This is a genomic window from Paenibacillus sp. IHB B 3415, assembly GCF_000802655.2.
GTDB classification, from domain to species: domain Bacteria; phylum Bacillota; class Bacilli; order Paenibacillales; family Paenibacillaceae; genus Paenibacillus_AQ; species Paenibacillus_AQ phytohabitans.
The window spans coordinates 110,725-132,463 of the sequence record NZ_JUEI01000022.1; the positions used below are offsets into that span (position 1 = coordinate 110,725).

At 53.1% G+C, this 21,739-nt stretch carries 19 protein-coding genes and 1 pseudogene; 16 read left to right on the forward strand and 4 right to left on the reverse strand.

Going from position 1 to position 21,739, the window contains the following annotated elements; translation table 11 throughout:
- The first annotated feature begins 2 nt into the window (after nt 1–2).
- The 9 genes and pseudogenes from fmt to spoVM all read left to right on the forward strand — a co-directional run bounded on the left by fmt (nt 3) and on the right by spoVM (nt 8,667).
- A complete protein-coding gene (fmt, locus tag QW71_RS12330; protein ID WP_047013760.1) occupies nt 3–947 on the forward strand; it encodes a methionyl-tRNA formyltransferase in 945 nt (314 codons plus the stop codon).
- Nucleotides 907–1,068: pseudogene (locus QW71_RS41820) on the forward strand (methionyl-tRNA formyltransferase); the annotation flags it as partial. The gene fmt and the pseudogene QW71_RS41820, both read left to right, overlap by 41 nt.
- Nucleotides 1,065–2,549, forward strand: a complete 1,485-nt coding sequence (rsmB, locus tag QW71_RS12335; protein WP_083442528.1) for a 16S rRNA (cytosine(967)-C(5))-methyltransferase RsmB — start codon at nt 1,065–1,067, stop codon at nt 2,547–2,549. The pseudogene QW71_RS41820 and the gene rsmB, both read left to right, overlap by 4 nt.
- A gap of 151 nt (nt 2,550–2,700) precedes the next feature.
- On the forward strand, nt 2,701–3,741 hold the full coding sequence (gene rlmN / locus QW71_RS12340) for a 23S rRNA (adenine(2503)-C(2))-methyltransferase RlmN (protein ID WP_039298016.1): 1,041 nt from the start codon (nt 2,701–2,703) through the stop codon (nt 3,739–3,741).
- Nucleotides 3,742–3,747: 6 nt separating this feature from the next.
- Nucleotides 3,748–4,524, forward strand: a complete 777-nt coding sequence (locus QW71_RS12345) for a Stp1/IreP family PP2C-type Ser/Thr phosphatase (RefSeq protein ID WP_039298018.1) — start codon at nt 3,748–3,750, stop codon at nt 4,522–4,524.
- Nucleotides 4,521–6,719 (forward strand): Stk1 family PASTA domain-containing Ser/Thr kinase, encoded by a 2,199-nt coding sequence (gene pknB, locus QW71_RS12350; RefSeq protein WP_039298020.1) that lies wholly within the window; start codon nt 4,521–4,523, stop codon nt 6,717–6,719. The genes QW71_RS12345 and pknB overlap by 4 nt, the downstream gene beginning before the upstream one ends.
- Nucleotides 6,720–6,836: 117 nt before the next feature.
- Nucleotides 6,837–7,742 (forward strand): ribosome small subunit-dependent GTPase A, encoded by a 906-nt coding sequence (rsgA, locus tag QW71_RS12355; protein ID WP_039298021.1) that lies wholly within the window; start codon nt 6,837–6,839, stop codon nt 7,740–7,742.
- A gap of 4 nt (nt 7,743–7,746) precedes the next feature.
- Complete coding sequence (gene rpe / locus QW71_RS12360; RefSeq protein WP_039298023.1) at nt 7,747–8,415, forward strand: ribulose-phosphate 3-epimerase; 669 nt, start codon at nt 7,747–7,749, stop codon at nt 8,413–8,415.
- A gap of 171 nt (nt 8,416–8,586) precedes the next feature.
- Nucleotides 8,587–8,667, forward strand: coding sequence for a stage V sporulation protein SpoVM (gene spoVM / locus QW71_RS12365; protein WP_020431362.1), 81 nt, complete (start codon nt 8,587–8,589; stop codon nt 8,665–8,667).
- Nucleotides 8,668–8,864: 197 nt separating this feature from the next.
- On the opposite strand, the gene rpmB is transcribed toward spoVM, so the two are convergent.
- A complete protein-coding gene (gene rpmB, locus QW71_RS12370) occupies nt 8,865–9,053 on the reverse strand; it encodes a 50S ribosomal protein L28 (RefSeq protein ID WP_019911441.1) in 189 nt (62 codons plus the stop codon).
- A gap of 191 nt (nt 9,054–9,244) precedes the next feature.
- On the opposite strand from rpmB, the gene QW71_RS12375 reads away from it, so the two are divergent.
- The 4 genes from QW71_RS12375 to QW71_RS12390 all read left to right on the forward strand — a co-directional run bounded on the left by QW71_RS12375 (nt 9,245) and on the right by QW71_RS12390 (nt 14,364).
- The gene (locus tag QW71_RS12375; RefSeq protein ID WP_039298030.1) at nt 9,245–11,023 is read left to right on the forward strand and encodes a DAK2 domain-containing protein; all 1,779 of its coding nucleotides are present in this window, start codon (nt 9,245–9,247) and stop codon (nt 11,021–11,023) included.
- Nucleotides 11,024–11,083: 60 nt separating this feature from the next.
- Complete coding sequence (locus QW71_RS12380; RefSeq protein ID WP_039298032.1) at nt 11,084–11,944, forward strand: DegV family protein; 861 nt, start codon at nt 11,084–11,086, stop codon at nt 11,942–11,944.
- Between the two features lie 14 nt (nt 11,945–11,958).
- Complete coding sequence (recG, locus tag QW71_RS12385) at nt 11,959–14,010, forward strand: ATP-dependent DNA helicase RecG (protein WP_039298034.1); 2,052 nt, start codon at nt 11,959–11,961, stop codon at nt 14,008–14,010.
- Between the two features lie 66 nt (nt 14,011–14,076).
- Nucleotides 14,077–14,364 (forward strand): stage VI sporulation protein F, encoded by a 288-nt coding sequence (locus QW71_RS12390; RefSeq protein WP_039298036.1) that lies wholly within the window; start codon nt 14,077–14,079, stop codon nt 14,362–14,364.
- 108 nt (nt 14,365–14,472) lie between these two features.
- Here QW71_RS12390 and QW71_RS37075 read toward each other — a convergent pair whose 3' ends face one another.
- Nucleotides 14,473–15,345, reverse strand: a complete 873-nt coding sequence (locus QW71_RS37075; RefSeq protein ID WP_047013761.1) for a YitT family protein — start codon at nt 15,343–15,345, stop codon at nt 14,473–14,475.
- 47 nt (nt 15,346–15,392) lie between these two features.
- Nucleotides 15,393–15,797: a hypothetical protein gene (locus QW71_RS12400; RefSeq protein WP_152679750.1), complete on the reverse strand. Its 405-nt coding sequence runs from the start codon at nt 15,795–15,797 to the stop codon at nt 15,393–15,395.
- Between the two features lie 182 nt (nt 15,798–15,979).
- Here QW71_RS12400 and QW71_RS12405 point away from each other — a divergent pair, with 182 nt between their 5' ends.
- Nucleotides 15,980–16,393, forward strand: coding sequence for a DUF2500 domain-containing protein (locus QW71_RS12405; RefSeq protein WP_235441453.1), 414 nt, complete (start codon nt 15,980–15,982; stop codon nt 16,391–16,393).
- Between the two features lie 99 nt (nt 16,394–16,492).
- Complete coding sequence (locus QW71_RS12410; protein WP_047013762.1) at nt 16,493–19,243, forward strand: calcium-translocating P-type ATPase, SERCA-type; 2,751 nt, start codon at nt 16,493–16,495, stop codon at nt 19,241–19,243.
- A gap of 99 nt (nt 19,244–19,342) precedes the next feature.
- Here QW71_RS12410 and QW71_RS12415 read toward each other — a convergent pair whose 3' ends face one another.
- On the reverse strand, nt 19,343–20,272 hold the full coding sequence (locus tag QW71_RS12415; protein WP_039298040.1) for a C40 family peptidase: 930 nt from the start codon (nt 20,270–20,272) through the stop codon (nt 19,343–19,345).
- A gap of 326 nt (nt 20,273–20,598) precedes the next feature.
- Between QW71_RS12415 and QW71_RS12420 the strand changes: the two genes are divergently transcribed.
- A complete protein-coding gene (locus QW71_RS12420; protein WP_039298042.1) occupies nt 20,599–21,672 on the forward strand; it encodes an ABC transporter substrate-binding protein in 1,074 nt (357 codons plus the stop codon).
- Nucleotides 21,673–21,739 lie beyond the last annotated feature (67 nt).

A 21,739-nucleotide genomic window follows, 5' to 3' on the forward strand; every position in this document is an offset into this window, starting at 1 on the left:
AAATGAAGATAGTGTTCATGGGAACGCCGGCTTTTGCGGTACCCTCCCTGCGGATGCTGCTGGAGGAGGGCTATGAGGTAGTCGCTGTGGTTACCCAGCCGGACCGTCCGCAAGGACGCAAGAAGACGCTTGCCCCTTCACCTGTGAAAGAGGCTGCACTTGAACTGGGATTGCCAGTTCTTCAGCCGGAACGGATGCGGCGCCCGGAGGCGGTAGCTGAACTGGCTGCCTATGAGCCGGATCTGATTGTTACAGCGGCTTACGGGCAGATTCTGCCGAAGAGTGTGCTGGAGCTGCCGAAGAACGGATGTGTGAATGTCCATGGCTCACTGCTGCCGAAATACCGCGGCGGCGCCCCGATCCAGCGCTGCATCATTAACGGTGAGAAGGTAACGGGTGTGACGCTGATGTATATGGCGGAAGGACTGGATACCGGAGATATGATCTCGCGGGTAGAGGTGCCGATCGAGGACGAGGATACCTCAGGCACCATGTTCGGGAAGCTGAGCATTGCCGGACGTGATTTACTGAAGGCGGAAATGCCGCGCCTCGCGGCTGGACGTGTAGAGGCGACGGTGCAGGATGACAGCGAAGCAACTTATGCGCCGAATCTCAGCCGCGAAGATGAACGGATCGACTGGACGGCCGGGTCACTGGCAACCTATAACCGTATCCGCGGACTGGTACCATTCTCGGGTGCCTTCACCCTATGGAATGACGAGACCTTCAAGGTATGGGCGGCGGCGAAGCCGGATAACGGCAGTTCCGCCAGCGGCAATGCTGCTCCGGGTACAGTGCTGTCTGTAAGCGAACGAGGGGTTGAAGTGAAGACCGGCGACGGGATTCTCCTGCTGACAACCGTACAGCCTGCCGGCAAAAAAGCGATGAGTGCGGCACGGCAATGCTGCTCCGGGTACAGTGCTGTCTGTAAGCGAACGAGGGGTTGAAGTGAAGACCGGCGACGGGATTCTCCTGCTGACAACCGTACAGCCTGCCGGCAAAAAAGCGATGAGTGCGGCAGATTTCAGCCGCGGCGCAAGTCTTAAGCCCGGCACGGTGCTGGGTTGAGCGCGGGCGGCAAAGGCGGCGGACCGCGTAATCCCTCTGGCGGCAATACGTCAGCGGCTTCCGGGAGCTCAGCTCCGGGTGGTCAAGCCAGAGGAGCAGGCAAGAAGAAGCCGGGCGGCAAACCGCCGGCGGCAGCTTCTGCACGCGAGGTTGCGCTTGATGTTCTTGTCCGCGTAGAGCAGCAGGGGGCCTACAGCAATCTGCTGCTCGGCAGCAGCCTGCAGAAAGGCGCTCTCAGCCGTGAAGATACCGGACTGGCTACTGAGCTGGTGTATGGCACGATCTCACGGATGATTACTCTGGATTATGTTCTGGAGGGTTTCGTGAGCAAGGGAGTAGCTAAGCTTCAGCCTTGGGTGCGTAATTTGCTGCGTCTGAGCCTGTACCAGATTATGTATCTGGACCGGGTTCCTTCGCATGCAGCCGTTAATGAGGCTGTGAATATAGCCAAGAAACGCGGTCATCAGGGGATTTCCGGGATGGTTAACGGCGTGCTTCGCAGCGTGCTGCGGGCCGGGGAACTGCCGGTGTTGCCGGAGGGACTCAGCCGGGAAGAGCGGATCTCTATTGTTCATTCCCATCCGCTGTGGATGGTGCAGCGCTGGTCTGCAGAATATGGCACAGACACGGCGGAGGCCATGTGTGCCGCGAATAATGAAGCGCCTGCGGTCAGTGTCCGCGTGAATATAACTATGATCAGCCGTGAGGCGCTGCTGGCCGAGATGCTCGAAGCGGGTCTTGAGGCCTCTGAATCGAAGGTTAGCCCCTTCGGGGTGATTGTTAAGGGCGGCGGCAATATGGCTCTGACTTCCTGGTACAGGGACGGATATCTCTCAGTGCAGGATGAAAGCTCCATGCTGGTGGCTGAAGTTGTAGCTCCTGAAGCAGGAATGAAGGTGCTGGACTGCTGTGCCGCTCCCGGAGGCAAAAGCGCGCATATGGGCGAGTTGATGAAGGACGAAGGATCTATACTGGCCAATGATCTGCATGAGCATAAGGCGAAGCTTATCGCAGATCAGGCGGCTCGTCTGGGTCTGGAATGCATCGCTACCTTAAGCGGCGACGCACTGCAGCTGGGTGCCGCTCTTCAGCCGGAATCCTTCGACCGGATTCTGCTGGATGCCCCTTGCTCGGGGCTTGGGGTGATCCGGCGCAAGCCGGATCTGAAGTGGCGGAAGCAGCCCGGAGATGTGGACAGCGTAGCTGCGCTGCAGCATGAACTGCTGCAGTCGGTCGCCGGGCTCCTGAAGCCTGGCGGTGTGCTGGTCTACAGCACCTGTACTACCGAGCAGGCGGAGAACAGCCGGATTATCGGGGATTTCCTGGAGCATAATCCCGGGTTCGCTCCGGTCAGCTTCAAGACCGCCGTCTGGGAACGGCTTGAGGGAACCGCAATTGCCGCAGGCGATGGAATACAGCTGCTTCCCCATCATTTCGGAAGCGACGGATTCTATATTGCCCGGCTGGAGCGACTCTCGTAATATAGTGATTTCTGCATGGAATTACAGCTTCCCGCCCCGCAGAGGTTTTGCGCGGCGGGCTTTTCTTTTACCGGCTCTGGAATTTGTGTTAAAATAGGAAGAATGAGAAATAATACGCATATACTTTACGAAAGAACAGGTGCTAAAAACAATGAAACCTTTAATATATGATTTTTCTTTAGAAGAGTTGCAGCAGTGGGCCAAGGATAACGGAGAGCCGGTTTTTCGCGGCGGACAGATTTTTGACTGGCTGTATGTGAAGCGGGTCAATGATTTTGAATCCATGAGCAATCTCTCCAAGGCACTGCGCGGCAAGCTGGTGGAACAGTTCAGTATTTCGGCTCTGACTGAAATTACGAAGCTGGAATCCAAAGATGGTACTGTGAAATTCCTGTTTGGTCTGCATGATGATCATGCGATTGAGACAGTTATCATGAAGCACAATTACGGCAACAGCGTATGTGTAACTACCCAGGTGGGCTGCCGGATCGGCTGTACCTTCTGCGCATCGACGCTTGGAGGTCTGAAGCGCGATCTGACCGCAGGGGAGATTGTGGCCCAGGTAGTGCGTTCCCAGCAGATTCTTGATGCCCGCGGCGAACGCGTCAGCAGTATTGTTATCATGGGCACCGGCGAACCTTTCGAGAACTACGACGCAACCATGAGATTCCTGCGCCTCATGATCCATGAGAAGGGTCTGAATATTGGCCAGCGCCATATTACAGTATCGACCAGCGGGATTGTGCCGAATATTTACAAGTTTGCTGACGAGGATACGCAGATCAATCTGGCGATCTCGATTCATGCGCCTAATGATACGCTCCGTTCCAAGCTGATGCCGGTTAACCGCCGCTATCCGTTTGATGATGTAATCGAGTCATTGCGCTACTATCAGGCCAAGACAGGCCGCCGGATCAGCTTCGAATATGCCTTGATCGGCGGCGTGAACGATCAGCCCGAGCATGCCGAGGAATTAGCGGGAGTGCTTAAGACCATGCTCTGCCATGTGAACCTGATTCCGGTTAACCATGTGCCTGAGCGCAAGTATGTACGGACTTCCCGCAATGATATCTTTGAATTTCAGCGTATACTGGCCGATCATGGCGTGAACGTTACGATCCGCCGTGAGCAAGGCCATGATATTGCGGCCGCATGCGGTCAGCTGCGTGCCAAACATATGGAGTTGGGGTGAGGATATTTGATCAGAACAGTTCAAGCCAGCGACATTGGCCGGGTACGTACCGTCAATGAGGATTCGGTCTGGATCGGCGCTACGCGCCACGGTTATACCCTCGGCATTATAGCCGACGGGATGGGGGGACATTTGGCCGGCGATACCGCGAGCAGGATTGCACTGGAGACGGTCAGGAACATTCTGGACCAGCTGCAGCCTGATCTTCCGGAGGCAGAGCTGAAGGAGGCACTGTCAGCAGCCATATTGGAAGCCAATCACACGGTCCACAAAGAGGCTCAAAGCGATGAGAAATACCACAACATGGGGACTACCATCGTAGCTGCTCTACTGAAAGGGTCAGCGGGATACATCGGCCATATCGGAGACAGCAGGGCATATCTCATTCAGGACGGTGCTGCAATACAACTAACCGAGGACCATACGCTGGTCAATGAGCTGTTCAAGAACGGCCAGATCAGCCTGGAGGAGCTGGGCAGCCATCCGCGCCGTAATGTGCTGACCCGGGCTCTGGGGACGGATGCCGTGGTCTCTGCGGATCTGGCTTCTGTTACGCTTGCACTTGGGGAGCTTCTGCTGCTGTGCAGCGACGGACTCAGCAATTTCGTCAGCCCCGAGCATATGGCCAAGGTAGCCGGAATTCATGAGATTTCTCTGGAAGAAAGAGCGGATCGATTACTTCAGCTGGCATTGCTTGCCGGCGGCAACGATAATATCAGCGTTGCTATGTTAGAACACCAAGGAGAGGCCGCAGTGCCCGAGACAAAGGAGTGGGATAGATGATCGGTCACGAATTGGGCGGCCGCTACCAAGTCATCGAACGGATCGGTGGAGGTGGCATGGCGCTCGTCTACAGAGCCCATGACATTCTGCTCAACCGGAATGTTGCTATCAAAGTATTGCGCAACCAGTTTGTGCATGATGAGGAATTCATCCGCCGGTTCCGGCGGGAGGCGCAATCAGCTGCATCGTTATCTCATCCAAATGTAGTCAGCATTTACGATGTCGGCCAGGAAGATGAAGTCCATTATATTGTTATGGAATATATTGAAGGCAAGAATCTTAACGAAATTATTAAAGAGCGGGCTCCGCTGCAGGTTGACGAGTCCGTGCGGATTGCATCACAAATTTGTGATGCGCTTGATCATGCGCATCTGAACCAGATTATTCACCGCGATATTAAACCTCATAATATTCTGATCGGCCGTAATGGCCGGGTTAAAGTAACGGATTTCGGGATTGCCCGGGCGGTTACGTCCACTACCATAACCCAGACGGGTTCCGTGGTCGGTTCCGTACATTATTTCTCGCCGGAGCATGCCAAAGGCGTGACCACAGGAGAGAAGTCCGACCTCTATTCTCTGGGGATCGTGCTCTATCAGATGCTTACCGGAGTGCTGCCTTTTCTGGGGGAAAGCCCGATTAGTGTAGCGCTGAAGCATCTGCAGGAGGAATTTGAGGAGCCGCGCCTGCTGAATCCGCTGATTCCGCAAAGCGTGGAGAATGTAATCCTGAGATCAATGCGCAAGAATCCGGAAGAACGGTATCAGTCCGCCAAGCAAATGCTGCAGGATCTGGAGACCTGTCTGCTGCCAGAGCGGCGGAGCGAGTCCAAGGTCTTATTCGATGACGAAGAGGACGAGGACAGAACGCGGGTGATTCCTGCAATCAAACCGCTCCAGCGGGGTCTGGGCAGCCGTGGCGGCGGCGGAGAGGAACGTGTCCGCAGTATGGAGGATGCTCCGCCTCCTCCACCCGGCAAGCGCAAATCAGGCCGCGCGGCGCTGTGGATCAGTCTTACCCTGATACTGCTGATCGCCATGGGCGGGGTCGTCTGGTATGTCAACTCCAAATTGTCCGTGGATGAAGTGGCGGTGCCTGTTGTTACCGGTATTTCTTTTGAGCAAGCCAAAGCTGCCCTTGAAGAGGTAGGCTTGTTCGCAGAGGAGCCGCCCGTGCAGGAGTACAACGCGAATTTTGAAGAGAATATCGTCTGGAAACAGAGTAAGACTGACACGATGGTCAAGGAAGGGACGCATATTATTCTGACGGTAAGTACTGCCAAGGTACTGCCTAAGCTTAAGGATGTTTCTAATATGAGCTATGATGATGCCGTCAAAGAGTTAATTGTGCTAGGTATAGCCCAGAATAGAATCACTCCGGACGAACGTTTCAGTGAGGAATTTGAGAAGGGCAAAGTAATCAGCTCTGAGCCTGAGGCAAATAGTGAGTATGATCCTGAGACTGTAACGGTTAAGCTGATCGTGAGTAAGGGGAAAGAGAGCACGAATATGCCGGGCCTCCTTGGAATGACGGAGAAGGAAGCGAAGGCAGCGCTTGAGAAAGCCGGACTTGTGCTGGATGAGATTAAGGAAGAGCCAAGCTTTACTTATGAGAAGGGCAAAGTCACGAAGCAGTGGGCGTATGAGGAAGGGGATCAGGTTCCTCCCGGAGAGAAAATAACTATTTACCTCAGTTCAGGTTATCCGCCGGAAGCACTGGAATATACCTTTAACGTACCGGTTGCACCAGCAGTGGACGGGAAGAAGAGCAAAATCCGCATTGTCTTTGCAGATGCGCGTAATAATGGCGAGAACCAGGAGTGGGGCACACGCACGATTGGCAAAAGTCAGACCTTATCCGTGAACATGTTGCTTGCTCCCAACAAGGATGGGATGGTATCCGTGTACCGGGACGGGGATTTCCTCGAGACTTATCCTATAACTTACGTGGATGTCAAGAATAATAATGTGCAGACGCCTGAACCACCTCCGGTTCAGACACAGACACCTGAGCCGACCGTTGCACCGACCGAGACTCCGGTTGAGCCGACGATCGAACCGGAGATTCTGCCGCCGGGCACCGGAGAGGGCGAAGAGACAGGTACAGGTGATCAGACGGGCTTCGTACCAGGTAAAGACAACAATAATAAACTGCTTGCCGCTTCCCCTGGAAATGGCAAGGGCAAAAATAAATAAAAAGAGATAAGCTTCAGCGGGGCGGTGGCAACACCATTACAGCTGGAGCGGCGAAATGACCCGGGGATATAATCTTGGGTCATTTGCGCAAAATCAGGAGAGGTAGGCTTAATATGTATGCCTGAAGGAATCATTATCAAAGCGCTGAGCGGATATTATTATGTGAAGCCGCTTAAGGATGGACTCATCGCAACGGAGGAACAGGCTGTACAATGCCGGGGACGCGGAATACTGAAAAAAAGAGGAATAGCTCCTCTGGTAGGTGACCGGATTATCTATATGCTGACCGAGAACGGGGAGGGGATGGTGGATGAACTGCTCCCCCGTGATTCTGAACTGATCCGTCCGCAGGTAGCGAACGTGAAGCTGGCTGTACTGCTGTTCTCTGTACGGGAACCGGATATGAACCTCAACCTGCTGGATAAATTTCTCGTTCACATCGAGCATTCCGGACTGGACACGCTGATTGTATTGACCAAGCAGGATCTGGCGGATGATGAGGGCCAGGCTACAGAGGCAGTCAAAGCTCTCTATGAACAAATTGGCTATGAAGTAATGGTTACGAGCTCACTAAACGGATCAGGCGCCGATGAGCTGCGGAAGCGCCTGGGCGGAATCATCAGTGTATTCTCAGGCCAGTCCGGCGTAGGGAAGTCAACCCTGCTGAACCGCCTCGTACCGGGCCTTGAGCTGGAGACAGGCGAAATCAGTCTGCGGCTTGGCCGCGGGCGTCATACGACGCGTCACGTTGAATTAATGGATATCGGGAATGGCGGTTTCGTAGCCGATACACCAGGGTTCAGCCAGCTGGACTTTCTGGAGCTGGGTGTGGATGAATTGTCCGAATGCTTCCGTGAGTTCGCTTCCTATGCGGAGAATTGCAAATTCCGCGGCTGCAGCCATCTTCACGAACCGGGCTGCAAGGTGATAGAAGCATTGCAGGCTGGAGAGATTGCGGACAGCCGCTATGAGCATTACAAGCTGTTCTACAACGAAATGAAAGATAAAAAGCGGAGGTACTAAACACATGGTTATTATTGCTCCTTCCATATTGTCAGCAGATTTTGCCGCACTTGGCGCAGAAGTCGCGGAAGCCGAAGCCAGCGGTGCGGACTGGATTCATGTAGATGTGATGGACGGTCATTTTGTGCCGAATATTACCCTGGGTCCTGCCATTGTGGCAGCGGTCAAAGCCCATACTTCCCTACCGCTTGATGTTCATTTGATGATCGAGAATCCGGAACGGTATATTGCTGATTTTGCCGCCGCAGGGGCGGCTGTAATTACCGTCCATGCAGAAGCTTGTGTACACCTGCACCGGGTGGTTCATCAGATCAAGGAGCTCGGCCTGATGGCCGGTGTGGCGATTAATCCGGGTACTCCGGCAGCTGCTGTGCGTGAGGTTCTCGAGGATGTTGATCTGGTGCTGGTCATGACAGTGAATCCGGGATTTGGCGGACAAGCCTTCATTCCGCGTACGCTGCATAAGATTACACAGCTTAGAGAATGGGCCGGTGAGATCAATCACAAGGGGCTGCGTATTGAGGTGGACGGAGGAATTGCCGAAGCTACAGCACCTCTCGTGGCGCAGGCAGGGGCTGATGTATTGGTAGCGGGCAATGCGGTCTTCGGACGCAGTGACCGCGCAGGTGCAATCCGGGCGATCCGCGAGGCGGCGGATGGTGCTGTCCTTTAATCCGGAGCGCTTAGGTATAGGCCAAGTTATACCCGCATAAATATGGTTACATGAGCAGAAATCTCATGTAGCCTTTTTTTGTACAATAAGGGAGGTCTGCAGTTCGTTGGCATACACATCATGACAGGATAGTCTCCTACTGCATGGCATGAATTGATGGGAGGGTTAATCATGAAATTTTACACGTTCAAGCTGCCAAGATTTTTGGGAGGTTTTGTTAAAGCGATTTTGAACACTTTTCAGAAGAGCTGAGCGAGGCAGAACAGAAAACATGAAAAAAAGCACCTTACGAATGTAAAGGGTGCTTTTTGCTTCAAATATAAGACTTTATATGCTTTGCACTATAAAGTGTCCTTCTATTTCTCGCTGAAACGGATACCGTCTATTTAAGGACGGCATGTCCGTTTCTACTTGATATGAGATATCGCTAGGTCTAGGATAATCCAAGACTAAACGCGTTCAACTTTACCGGCTTTCAAAGCACGGGTGCTGACGTACACGCGTTTCGGTTTGCCGTTCACTAGGATACGGACCTTCTGAACGTTAACTCCCCAAGAGCGACGGTTGCGGTTGTTTGCGTGAGACACGTGGTTGCCGCTGCCCGGTTTCTTGCCTGTTACTGTACATTTGCGGGACATAGATTACACCTCCTTGTTACTTACACCTGCGTAAAACAATACTTAAATATAATATCACAGCAAAATTTGCTACGTCAACCGATTCAAAAACATTTATTTCTTTAGACTCTTATAGTACAATATAAATTAGTGCATTATGTCCAGTTAATCATAGAATTGATTAGGCATGAAGTTAGGAAGGGGAATTCTCATTGAGTAAGCGTTCTATAAACGGGACAGATTTTACCGCAATGGTACTCGCCGGTGCGGAAAAGCTGCAGCAGCATGCGGAGCATGTCAATTCTTTAAATGTTTTTCCGGTTCCGGATGGAGACACGGGAACAAACATGAATTTGACGATGACCGCTGGCGCGAATGAATTGAAGAAAAATAATACTGCCTCTGTAGGCCAATGTGCAGGAGTACTCTCCAAAGGACTCTTGATGGGCGCACGGGGGAACTCCGGCGTTATTTTGTCGCAGTTATTCAGAGGTCTTGGACGTTATGCAGCCCAATATGAAGAATTGAACACGCAGCAGTTCGCTGCAGCACTGCAGACTGGCGTTGATACAGCCTACAAAGCAGTGGTTAAACCGGTTGAAGGCACGATTCTTACCGTCGCCAAAGAAGCTGCGAGACATGCATTGTATTATGCGCGCCGCACAACGGATGTTACTGAGCTGATGACCGAAGTATTGGCCAAAGCCAAGGAAGCGTTAGCCAATACACCTGAACTTCTGCCTGTGCTCAAGCAGGTCGGTGTTGTGGATTCCGGCGGTCAGGGTCTGGTCTACATCTATGAAGGTTTCCACCAGTATCTGACCAGCGGATCATCCGCTGTACAGACACCTGTACAAGGACAAGCCTCAGTTCCTGCACCAATTCCTGCAGCAGTACTGACTAAACCTGAGAACGTATTGTCCTCCGTACAGTCTTCCGCCCAATCCCAGCTTTCTACGGAAGACATCGAATTTTTATATGATATGGAATTTTTCATCAACCGCCAGCTTGGCGCATCTGTGAAATCAGATTTTGATGAGGAAGTTTTTCGGAAAGCGTTGTCAGTTAACGGCGACTCAATTATCGTAATTTCGGATGATGAGACCATCAAGGTGCATGTGCACTCGAAGACTCCCGGCGAGGTGCTTAACCTGGCGCTGATGCATGGTGAGATCACACAGATTCACATTCTTAACATGCGTGAGCAGCACCGCGATCTGTTGACAGCCGGAATGGATATTGCTCCAATGCCGGATGTATTCGCCGATATTCCGGAAGAGAAGGCCAGCGTACAGTCGCCGGCAGTTCCTCCTGCGGATGATCTGGCGCCATACGGCTTCATCGCAGTCTCTTCGGGAGATGGAATCTCTGATATCTTCCGCAGCCTTGGCGTGGATGCCATCCTGGCCGGCGGCCAGACGATGAACCCGAGCACGGAGGATTTCGTTAATGCGATATCTTCTATTTCAGCGAAGCATATCTACATTTTGCCGAATAACTCCAATATAGTACTGGCTGCGCAGCAGGCCAAGGAACTGCTGGAAGGCGAACGTGACATCACGGTTATCCCTAGCAAGAGTATTCCCCAGGGGATCTCGGCCGCCTTTGCTTTCCAGGAAGAGGAAGCGGTAGATGCCAACACGAGCAATATGCTGGAGGCAATCGCACAGGTCAAATCGGGACAGGTTACCAATGCCGTGCGGGATACAGTCATTGAAGAGCTGGAGATCAAAGCCGGGCAGTATATCGGAATCTCGAACTCCAAGATCGTTGCTGCCGCCGATGAATTGCTTGCTGTAAGCAAGCAGCTGCTGGCAAGCATGCTGGTGAACGGTGACGAGATTGTAACGGTGCTGACTGGTGCAGATGCCGAAGCAGACGTTACGGATTCCCTCAGCACATGGCTGGAAGAAACGTACCCGCAGGTTGAAGTAGAAGTTCATGATGGAGGCCAGCCGCTGTATTACTATCTTTTCTCAGTGGAGCCATAGACATCATAGACCTAAGCAAGCAGAGTGGATCAGCTAAATCATAGTATGGGGAGGAAATCCATGAATCGTACCGTAATCGTTACCGACAGCACATCCGATATCCCGCCTGCCTTGGCGGATCAGTACGGCATTGAAGTCGTTCCGCTGACTCTGATGTTCGGCGAAGAGGCTTTCCGGGATAATCTGGATATGACTCCGGAGCAGTTCTATGAGCGTCTTCCCCGCTCGCCGCAGTTGCCGACCACCTCACAGCCGTCGCCGGTCGAATATATGAACGTGTACCGCAGTATTCAGGAACGTTATCCGGGCAGTCCGATCCTGTCCTTCCATATCTCCTCCGGACTTAGCGGAACCTATCAATCTGCTGTCCTGGCCAAATCCATGCTGGAAGAGGAAGGGGAGTCGGTCACCGTGGTTGACTCCCTGTCCGCTTCCTACGGATTCGGGTTCATGGTAGTGGAAGCCGCTAGACTGGCCGGGCAGGGCAAGGCGCCGGAGGAAATCCTGGAGCAGGTAGAGAGTCTGCGCAAATCGCGCAAACTGTACTTCCTGGTGGATACGCTGGAATATCTCCAGAAGGGCGGCAGAATCGGCAAAGCGTCCGCCATCCTGGGTACGCTGCTCAATATCAAGCCGATCCTGTCGATCGATGCAGAAGGAATCATCTATGCGGTAGAGAAGGTTAGAGGCCGCAAAAAGGCAGTTGCCCGTATGATCGAGCTGTTCAAGGCAGATCTGCCGGGTGTGAACAAAATCAATGTGGCCGTGGGTCATACGGCTGAACCGGCTTCCGGCGAAGAATTCCTCAAGGAATTGTCCGGGCATTTCACCTTGGAAGAGAAGGTACTGACCAACATTGGACCTGTCGTAGGCAGCCATGTCGGCAACGGGACCTTAGCCGTATTCATCTGGCCCGCCTAGTATAGGGGATGAACATGGTGCTGGCTTTGGAATCAATTGAAGTGAAACAAATAACTGGCGTGAGCGCTCAAAAGCAAGGCGAGCTTCACGCCTTTGGCGTCTTTACAGTGAAGGATTTACTGGAATACTACCCGTTCCGTTATGAGGATTTCCGGCCAAAGTCTCTTAGTGAAGTTAAGCATGGCGATAAAGCAACCATTGTAGCTAAGGTAATCGGCATTCCGGTGCTGCAGCGCTTCGGGGGCAAATCACGTATGAGCTGCAAGATGGTGGCTGAGCCGTGGATGTTCACGGCAACGTGGTTCAATCAGCATTATGCACGTGAGCAACTGACAGTGGGCCGCGAAGTAGTACTTACCGGGAAATGGGACCAGAAACGGAATCAGATTACCGTAACCAATTATGAATTTCCGGACCGGGGAGAAGGCAAGACGGGAACCTTGCAGCCGGTGTACTCTGTAGGCGGCAAGATCACACAGTCCTGGATCCGCAAAGTCATAGGCCAGGCCCTGCAGCAGTATGGAGAGCTGATCCCGGAAATCCTCCCGCACAGTATTATGCGCAAGTATGATTTCATGTCGCGTAAAAAGGCGATTGCCACGATCCACCAGCCGGAGGATACACGCGAAGGACAGCAGGGAAGGCGCAGGATGGTCTATGAAGAGCTATTCTTGTTCCAGCTCAAGGTACAGGCCTTCCGTGTACTGAACCGCGGCAGAATGGACGGTGTGGTCCATACAGTGGATAACGCCACAGTCCGCCAGTTTGTGCGGAGCCTGCCGTTTGAACTGACGGACGCCCAGAAGCATGTGGAGCTGGAGATTCTGCATGACATGCGCTCAGGGTACTGTATGAATAGGCTGCTGCAAGGGGATGTAGGCTCCGGCAAAACCGTACTGGCGGCTATTGCACTGTATGCGACTGTAAGATCGGGATTTCAGGGGGCACTGATGGTGCCGACTGAGATTCTGGCCGAACAGCATATACGCTCGCTCACCAGAATGTTTGAACCGTTCGGCATTACAGTCGGTCTGCTGACCGGCAGTGTGAACGGACGCAAACGTAAGGATCTGCTGGCTTCTCTGCAGCTGGGAATGCTGGATGTGGTCGTCGGAACCCATGCCTTAATTCAGGATGATGTCTTCTTCCGCAGTCTGGGACTTGTAGTCACAGATGAGCAGCACCGTTTCGGGGTGAACCAGCGCAGTGTCCTGCGGCGCAAGGGCTACAACCCGGATGTGCTGACGATGACGGCCACCCCGATTCCGCGTACGCTGGCGATCACTGTTTTTGGCGATATGGATGTGTCTACGCTGTCCGAACGGCCAAAAGGGCGTGTGCCTATTACGACCTACTGGGTGAAGCCTGATCTGATGGAGCGGGTATTGAATCTGATCAGCCGTGAGATCGACCAGGGGCGGCAGGCCTATCTGATCTGCCCGCTTATTGAGGAGTCGGAGAAGCTGGATGTGCAGAATGCGATTGATCTGCATGTTCAGATGTCGCAGGCTTTCCCGAACTATAAGGTAGGGCTGCTTCACGGGCGGATGACGCCTGCAGAGAAGGATGAAGTGATGCGCGCCTTCTACAGCAATGAGCTGCAGCTGTTAGTCTCTACTACGGTCGTAGAGGTGGGTGTGGATGTACCGAATGCTACATTGATGATCATTATGGATGCCGACCGCTTCGGCCTGTCACAGCTGCATCAGCTGCGCGGACGGGTCGGCAGAGGGGAACATGCGTCCTACTGCGTGCTGATGGCAGATCCCAAATCGGAAATTGGCAGAGAGCGGATGACGGCGATGACGGATACGGATGACGGCTTCGAGGTGTCCCGGCGTGATCTGGAGCTGCGGGGACCGGGGGATTTCTTCGGGACGAAGCAGAGCGGGCTGCCGGAATTCCGGCTGGCGGATATGACGGCTGATTTCGAGACGCTGGAGCTGGCGCGTGATGACGCTGCAGAGCTGCTGCGGGATGCCGCGTTTTGGACATCGGCGGATTATGCTCCGCTGCGCGGGTATTTGCAGCAGGAGCAAATATTCCAGGGAGATTTAATTGACTGATTAGGCACATGCGGAGACCGGCCCTCATATACTGTGAATGATTGGATATGACGGGAGGTGCTATGCTTGGGTTATCAGCAATTCGGAATCAGTCCTGCGCTGGTGGATCGCATTAAGCTGAAGATGAAGAATCCGGCGGTTAAGGAACGCATCAAGAATATGATCAACGGAATTTCCAAGCAAGAGCTGCAGGACACTGCCGTTGTGCGCAGGCTGGTGCGCAACGCTTCTGCAGTGATGAATGAGAAGCTGACGTCCTCACAGGAAGAGCAAATTGTTAAATTTGTGATTGCCCAGAAGATTGATCCGGGCAACACATTTCACCTGATCCGCTTATGGGGAATGTTCCGCTGAAAGGGCGGAGCCTGCCCTTGCCTGATCTAACCAAAAAGCGTTCCCGCAACTAGATGCGGGGCTTTTTGGTTGATCAGGGGCTGTAAGCTGTCCGGTGAATATCCTCGGTCATCCTGGCGGGTGATTACGGAAGAGCGCGGAAATCCGGCTGTTCCGGGCCGCATTGATGACGATCTTACTGTCCTGGTCGCATCCGTGGACGATGGAAGCCAGCTTCTCTTCCTCCAGCCTGCTTGCCAGGCAGAAGACGGTGCCCGGCTGTCCCTCAGGACCGGTGGACCTGACGAGTTTAACTTCGCGGTCAAGTGACTGCTGGAGCTTGCGGCGGATCTCTTCACAGTTGCTGCTCGTAATCCAGACAGCCTGGGAGAGGGATAGGTCTCTTAACGAGAAGCGCAGGGCTTCAAAGGCCAGCAGGTAAGCAATGATGCTGTACATAGCCTGATCCCAGCCGAACAATGAACCGCCAAAGAGCAGAATGGCACAGTTGAACAGCATAATGCCTATTTCAGCAGATTTGGGCGGACCGCCGTTCAGCAGCCGGACTCCCTGCTTCTCGCTTCCGCTGGTAATGCCTCCGAAGCGGACAGAGATGCCAAGTCCAAAGCCCAGGCACAGTCCGCCGGCTATCGCAGCAGGCAACGGTTCGCTGGTGGCAGCAGGGAAGTGGTGGAGGGCCAGCGAGCCCGCCGTCAGACAGATTAATCCAAGCATCGTATACAGGGCAAACCGGAGATTAATCTGCCTGCGCGACATTAGAATGAACGGAAGGTTGAGCAGGAACAGAAATAAGCCAAGACGCATTTCGGTTAAATGAGACAGGAGGGCAGACAATCCGGCGATTCCGCCCGGCAGCAGCTTGTGCGGCATGAGGAACAGTTCCAGTCCTACAGCAGCGAGCAAGCCCCCGCCTATAACGGAGAGCAGGCGCAGTATTTTGGAATGGCGCAGGGGGGCAGCCCCTCTATATCTGATTTTCAATGGATTTCCTCCTTTCAGCAGGAAACCTGAATTTGTAGGTTCGTTTGCTATAGATAAAGCGTTGTGCGCTCAAAGGATTTATTGGAAAGCCTGTACCTTATAAAGTGTGATGTGCATTTCAGCGGATACAGCAGCAGCCGCTTCAGAATGATGTAAATGATGGGGAAAAACGACACACAGAGCAGAGGCAGGGACGCTTCCGGATGAAGCGCCAGCAGGTTCTCAGGATGGGCCAGCCGCGCGGAAGGAATGTAATGGAACGTTGTGCTGTGCGCCCGGACCGGCTGAGCCATTTTATGCTCATAACGCTCCAGTCTGGCATGCTGCACTTCGGAAGCCTCCGGTTCGTTCAGCAGCTGGGAAGAAGCCGCCAGAAATGTCAGGAGATACACCGGTATGAAGGCCGCCTTCAGCAGCTTAGAAATGGACATGCGCGCTAGATATGTCATCAAGAGAACACCTCCTTACTGTATATTGTAGTTAAAGCATAACATATGATTCTGGGCAGGACCAAAATTCCGGCACTGTTTTTTTGGGGGAAATGTCATGAAAATGCGAAACCGGAGCCGTTACACCGCGTATTCTCTAGTAAAGTGTACATTTTATTATTATTTTTACCAAAGGAGCGTTTAATTTGCATAAAGAGGGCATTTTTAACGGATTTCTGAATTCGGCTGTAGCCAGTTCCTCCCGCGGCTTCTTCTCCGAAGGGCCATATTTATTACAGCTGGTGCTGCTGCTGATCGCAGTTTTTGTTGCTTACACTATTGCCAGAGCCCTGAAGATCTGGATGACCAATAATGCCAGCCCGCTTGAGTCGAGGGTGGCGACAGCTGTTACTAAACGCGCAGAGGTGTGGGGCGGCAGAGGGCATGCGGGTACTCACACCAGCTACTATGTAACCTTTGAATTCCAGGACGGGAGCCGGAGGGAGCTGGAAGTGAAGGCCAAAGCATATGGTCTGATCGTTGAGGGAGACAGGGGGGAGTTGTCCAGCAAGGGGACCCGGTTCAAAGGGTTCGCCCGTTCGGGCAGGCGTAACCTTTGATAAATCTACATATGTTTTTAGAATTCTCCTGCTATTTTTGGGTAAAACTCCATATAAGGGTTTGATTGAACTAAATAAATTATAGAAGGAGCGGATGACTTGAACTCAGATTCTGCTAAAAGCAAAAGTAAAGAAGGTGTATTGTTCCATAGTCTGGATACGGCTGAGGTGCTGAAGCAGCTGGAGAGCAGGGAAGCCGGGCTGACTGCAGAAGAAGCGGCACGGCAACTGGAACGTTACGGCAAGAACATGCTGCAGGAAGCCAAGTCTAAATCGCTGCTGGCTAAATTCATTGAGCAGTTCAAGAATGTAATGATCTTCATCCTGCTGGCGGCTGCCGTACTCTCGGGAATCCTCGGAGAGTGGACGGATACCATTATCATTTTGCTGGTGGTGATCCTGAACGCGGTGCTGGGCGTCATCCAGGAGAACAAAGCGGAGCAGGCGCTGGAGGCTCTCAAAAGCATGTCCTCTCCGCAGGCGAGAGTCCGTCGGGGCGGGCAGGTCACAGAGATCAAAAGCGAGGAGCTGGTGCCCGGCGATATTGTGCTGCTGGAAGCCGGCAACGTTGTGCCCGCCGATCTACGTCTGCTTGAAGCGGCGTCACTGAAGACCGAGGAGGCGGCGCTGACCGGTGAATCACTGCCCTCGGATAAGCAGTCGGGAGTGCTGGAGGGCAACGATCTTGTGATCGGTGACCGGACGAATATGGCTTATATGAGCAGCAGCGTAACCTATGGCCGGGGTGTAGGTGTTGTAACGGCTACGGGGATGCATACCGAAGTGGGCCGGATCGCCGGATACATCTCAGAGGCGGAGAATGAAGTTACCCCTTTGCAGAAAAAGCTGGATGAGCTTGGCAAATATTTCACCTTCATTATTCTGGGTGTCTGTGTCGTTATCTTCGTGGTCGGCTGGCTGGAGGGCAGAGAGCTGCTTGATATGCTGCTGACCTCCATCTCACTTGCGGTAGCGGCGATCCCGGAAGGTCTTCCGGCCATCGTAACCATCATTCTGGCGCTAGGCGTGCAGCGGATGGCTAAGCGCAAGGCAATTATCCGAAAGCTGCCTGCGGTGGAGACACTGGGCAGTACAGAGATTATCTGCTCTGACAAGACGGGCACATTAACACTTAACAAGATGACCGTGGAAAAGCTGTATGTGGGCGGAGAGACGGTCGAGGCCGATTCGAAGATTAACGATACGCCAGGCGGTGATTTGCTTCTGCAGGCGATGACCCTGTGCAATGATTCCAGCATAGACGAAGGCAAAGGTGCTGGAGGGAAAGCTACGGATGGAGCCCGGTCAGAGGTGAAGCCTGGTTCAGCAGGCGGGACACGGAGCGGTAAAGCCATTATCGGCGACCCTACCGAAACGGCGCTGGTTGACTTCGCACTCAGCATCGGGACAGACAAACGGGAGCTGGAGCAGCGTTATCCGCGGGTGAATGAGCTGCCTTTTGATTCGGACCGCAAGCTGATGACGACGATTCATAAGCTGGATAACGGCGAGTTCCGGGTGCTAACCAAGGGAGCGCCGGATGTGCTGGTGTCCAAATGCAGCCATATTCAAGAGAACGGCACTGTGGTGCCCTTGACGGAGGCGCATATCAGCCGGATCACAGCCAGCAACAAAAGTCTGGCAGACGAAGCGCTGCGGGTGTTGGCGTTTGCTTACCGCGACCATGCAGAGCAGCCCTCTGATCCTTCGCCGGAGGGGACAGAGAAGGATCTGGTGTTTATCGGCCTGACCGGGATGATCGATCCGCCGCGCGAGGAGGTCCGGGATGCGGTTGCCGTGTGCAGACGGGCGGGCATCCGGCCGGTGATGATCACCGGGGACCACCGGGACACGGCTGCAGCCATTGCTAAGCGGCTTGGAATCATCGACGATGACAAGGCAGTGCTGACCGGCCGCGAGCTGGATCAGATCAGCGAGGCGGATTTTGCCACAAGAGTGGCCGATTATTCCGTGTACGCCCGTGTATCGCCTGAGCATAAGGTGCGGATTGTCAAGGCCTGGAGACAAATGGGCAAAATCGTTGCTATGACCGGTGACGGAGTCAATGATGCGCCTGCGCTGAAATCAGCGGATATCGGCGTTGGTATGGGCATCACAGGAACAGATGTGGCCAAAGGCGTATCCGACATGGTACTGGCCGATGATAATTTCACTACGATTGTCGTTGCTGTCGAAGAAGGCCGCAAGGTATACAGCAACATCCGCAAAGCGATCCAGTTTCTGCTGTCGGCCAATTTGGGGGAAGTGGTGACTCTGTTCATTGCGACACTGATCGGTTGGCGGATCCTTGAACCGATTCATATCCTGTGGATTAATCTGGTCACAGATACATTGCCGGCGCTCGCGCTCGGACTGGAAAAAGCGGATAATGATGTGATGTCGAAGAAACCGCGTAAATCAAGCAGCAGTATTTTTGCCGGAGGCGTGGGGATCGGAATCATCTATCAAGGGCTCCTTGAGGCGGCACTGACCCTGCTGGTGTATTACTGGGCACATACTCATTACGATGAAGGTGTTGCAGTCACGATGGCCTTTGCTACGCTGGGACTGCTGCAGCTCACCCATGCATTCAATGTCAGATCCAATACCAAATCATTGTTCCAGATCGGCTTGTTCAGCAACCGCTACATGCTGGGGGCTTCGGTCATCTCGGGACTTCTGCTGGTGCTGGTTATTATCATTCCGGGGCTGAATGATTGGTTCGGAGTGGAGCATCTGAGCGGTCTGCAGTGGGGAATTGTCTGCGGGGCTGCAGTGGCGATAGTGGTGATTGTGGAGCTGGTGAAGCTGGTTCTTCGCTTAAGCGGGCGCAGTAAGAATTGGGAATAGTATACTACCGGACAATGGCGGTGGCATAAAAAAATGCAAGGAGGTCCGGCGCTTCGGCAGAAGCCCGTAACCTTCCTTGCATTTGTTGTATTTAGGGGATTATAACACCCGCTGCATGTGCAGAATAACATTGCTCCAGTATCCGCTGTCCAGGTCACTGATCTGTACTCCGGGATCGCCCCAAGTATGAATGAAACTGCCGCCCCCCATGTAGATGCCTACATGACCGGGAATGGCGTCGCTTTCGAAACGGCCGGGTACGGTGAAGAAAATTAAATCCCCGGGCTCCAGCTCGCTCCTTGATATGCGTCTGCCGATATTATCCTGATCTTTGGCCAGCCGCGGGAGATCGACGCCGAATTTCTTGAATACATGACGGGTGAAGGATGAGCAGTCAAACCGTTTGGTTTCCTCATAAGGTCCGGCACCGAAATCGTAGGGTACGCCGAGATACTTTTTGGCATAGGCGATCAGTTCACCGGTATCCACATTAGAGACGCTCTGGATCCGCAGCGGCTTGGCGGCCTCACCTGCACCTGTATTGGCGGTAGCATCTCTGTCAGAAGGGGCGGCAATATTGATCTCTCCGGAGCTTGGGTTCCAGCCAACCTCGGTCTGCAGCAGCTTGGATAATGCATTAGGCGTGATGTAGATCTGACCTTCGCGGCGGATGGGAACGTCCGGCAGAGTGATCTTCTCCCCAAGGGAGAAAACCTGGCTGGAATCCGGACGGAGCATGTACATTACATCGCTGTAGCCCAGCTTGGTATATCCTCCGCTTGAAGTGTCGTCTTTCATTCTGTATCCTATGGAGGCAGCGGCCGGCTTCAGTGGAATCCAATACTTGCCTTCTTTGTCCGTGATGGAATTCTTCTCATAGTAGCTCCCGGCAAATGTTCCGGTTGGCGTAACCGAATTCACCTTCGGGGTAGCATCCTTGCTGGAATAGCTGCAGGCGGTTGAGCCAAGAATGACGGCAGTAAGCACTGTGGCTGTGGCCGCAGTTTTGTATGAATTGATTATTGGCATTTGGCACGCTCCATCTTCAAACTTTAAGTAAAGTTTGTGCAGGGCGGCTTTTTTTATGTGGAAAAGGCTTTAGCAATCAATGTCAAGAGTAACAGGCGTGTTCTTGTCGAAACATCACCCCGTTGTGCGTTTTTTGTAAAATATGGAGCCGTGATAAATGATTGACGGAAAATCAACCTACATATAATATATGTTTAATAGATTGCGGCAGTGGATGCGGAAATGGTGCGGGCTTTTGCTTTAATGCTTTCAAAGATGAAAGCGATAATGCTGAACCGCTAACCCAGGTTCGCGCGCTGAATCCGTAAAAGAAGAGGGGTTATCTGATGAAGAGAAAGAACATTTGGCTTGGCCTGAGTATGTCCTTGATGCTGGTAGCAGCAGGTTGTGGTAACAATAATGCAGCCGTAAATAATGGAGCTAATGCAGGAAATACTCCGGCAAACGCAACCAGCGCTCCGGCAGACACCGGTTCCGCGGACACGAAATCCTATACGATTGCCATCTCACAGTATGTGGAACATCCGTCGCTGGATGCTACACGGGAAGGCTTCCTGGCGGCACTGAAGGATGCCGGAATCGTAGAAGGTGAGAACTTGAAGGTAGATCTGGAGAATGCACAGGCGGATCAGGCGAACAACCTGTCCATTGCCCAGAAGATTGCGGGTGACAAGAATGATCTGGTGCTGGCGATCGCCACTCCGTCCGCACAATCCATTGTCCAGAAAGTGAAGGATACGCCGATTCTGTTCGCGGCAGTCACTGACCCGCTGGATGCCAAGCTCGTAAGCGACCTGGATCATCCCGGCGGCAATGTCTCCGGCGCATCCGATACGAATCCGGAATCGATTACGCGTCTGATGAATTTCATCGCAACGCAGTTCCCGGATGTGAAGAAGCTGGGGCTTGTCATTAATGAAGGTGAACCTAACGCAGTAGTTATGGCGGATATCGCCAAGGAAGAACTGGACAAGCACGGAATTGAGCTGGTGAAGGCGGCTATCACGAATACTTCAGAGGTGAAGCAGGCTGCTGAATCCCTTGTAGGACGTGTGGATGCCCTCTATATTACACTGGATAACTCCGTCGTAAGCGGTGTGGATACAATTATCCAGACGGCTAATGACAATAAGCTGCCGTTCTTCTCGGCAGACCGTGATACGGTGGAGAAGGGCGCTTTTGCCACAGTGGGCTTCAAATACTATGACCATGGCTACCAGGTTGGTGAAATGGCAGTGGAAGTGCTTAAGAACGGCACAAGTCCAGGTGATATGAAAATAACAATGCAAGAGAAGCTGGACCTCATTCTTAACCTCAAAGCGGCAGCAGCACAGGGCATTGAAGTAACGGATGCTATGAAGGCTGAAGTTGCAGATCCAGACAATAACATTATTCAATAACATACAGACATCATAACGGGGCGTTTCCAATGCGGGCGCCCTTTGCCGCTTGAGGGAGGAAGTCATC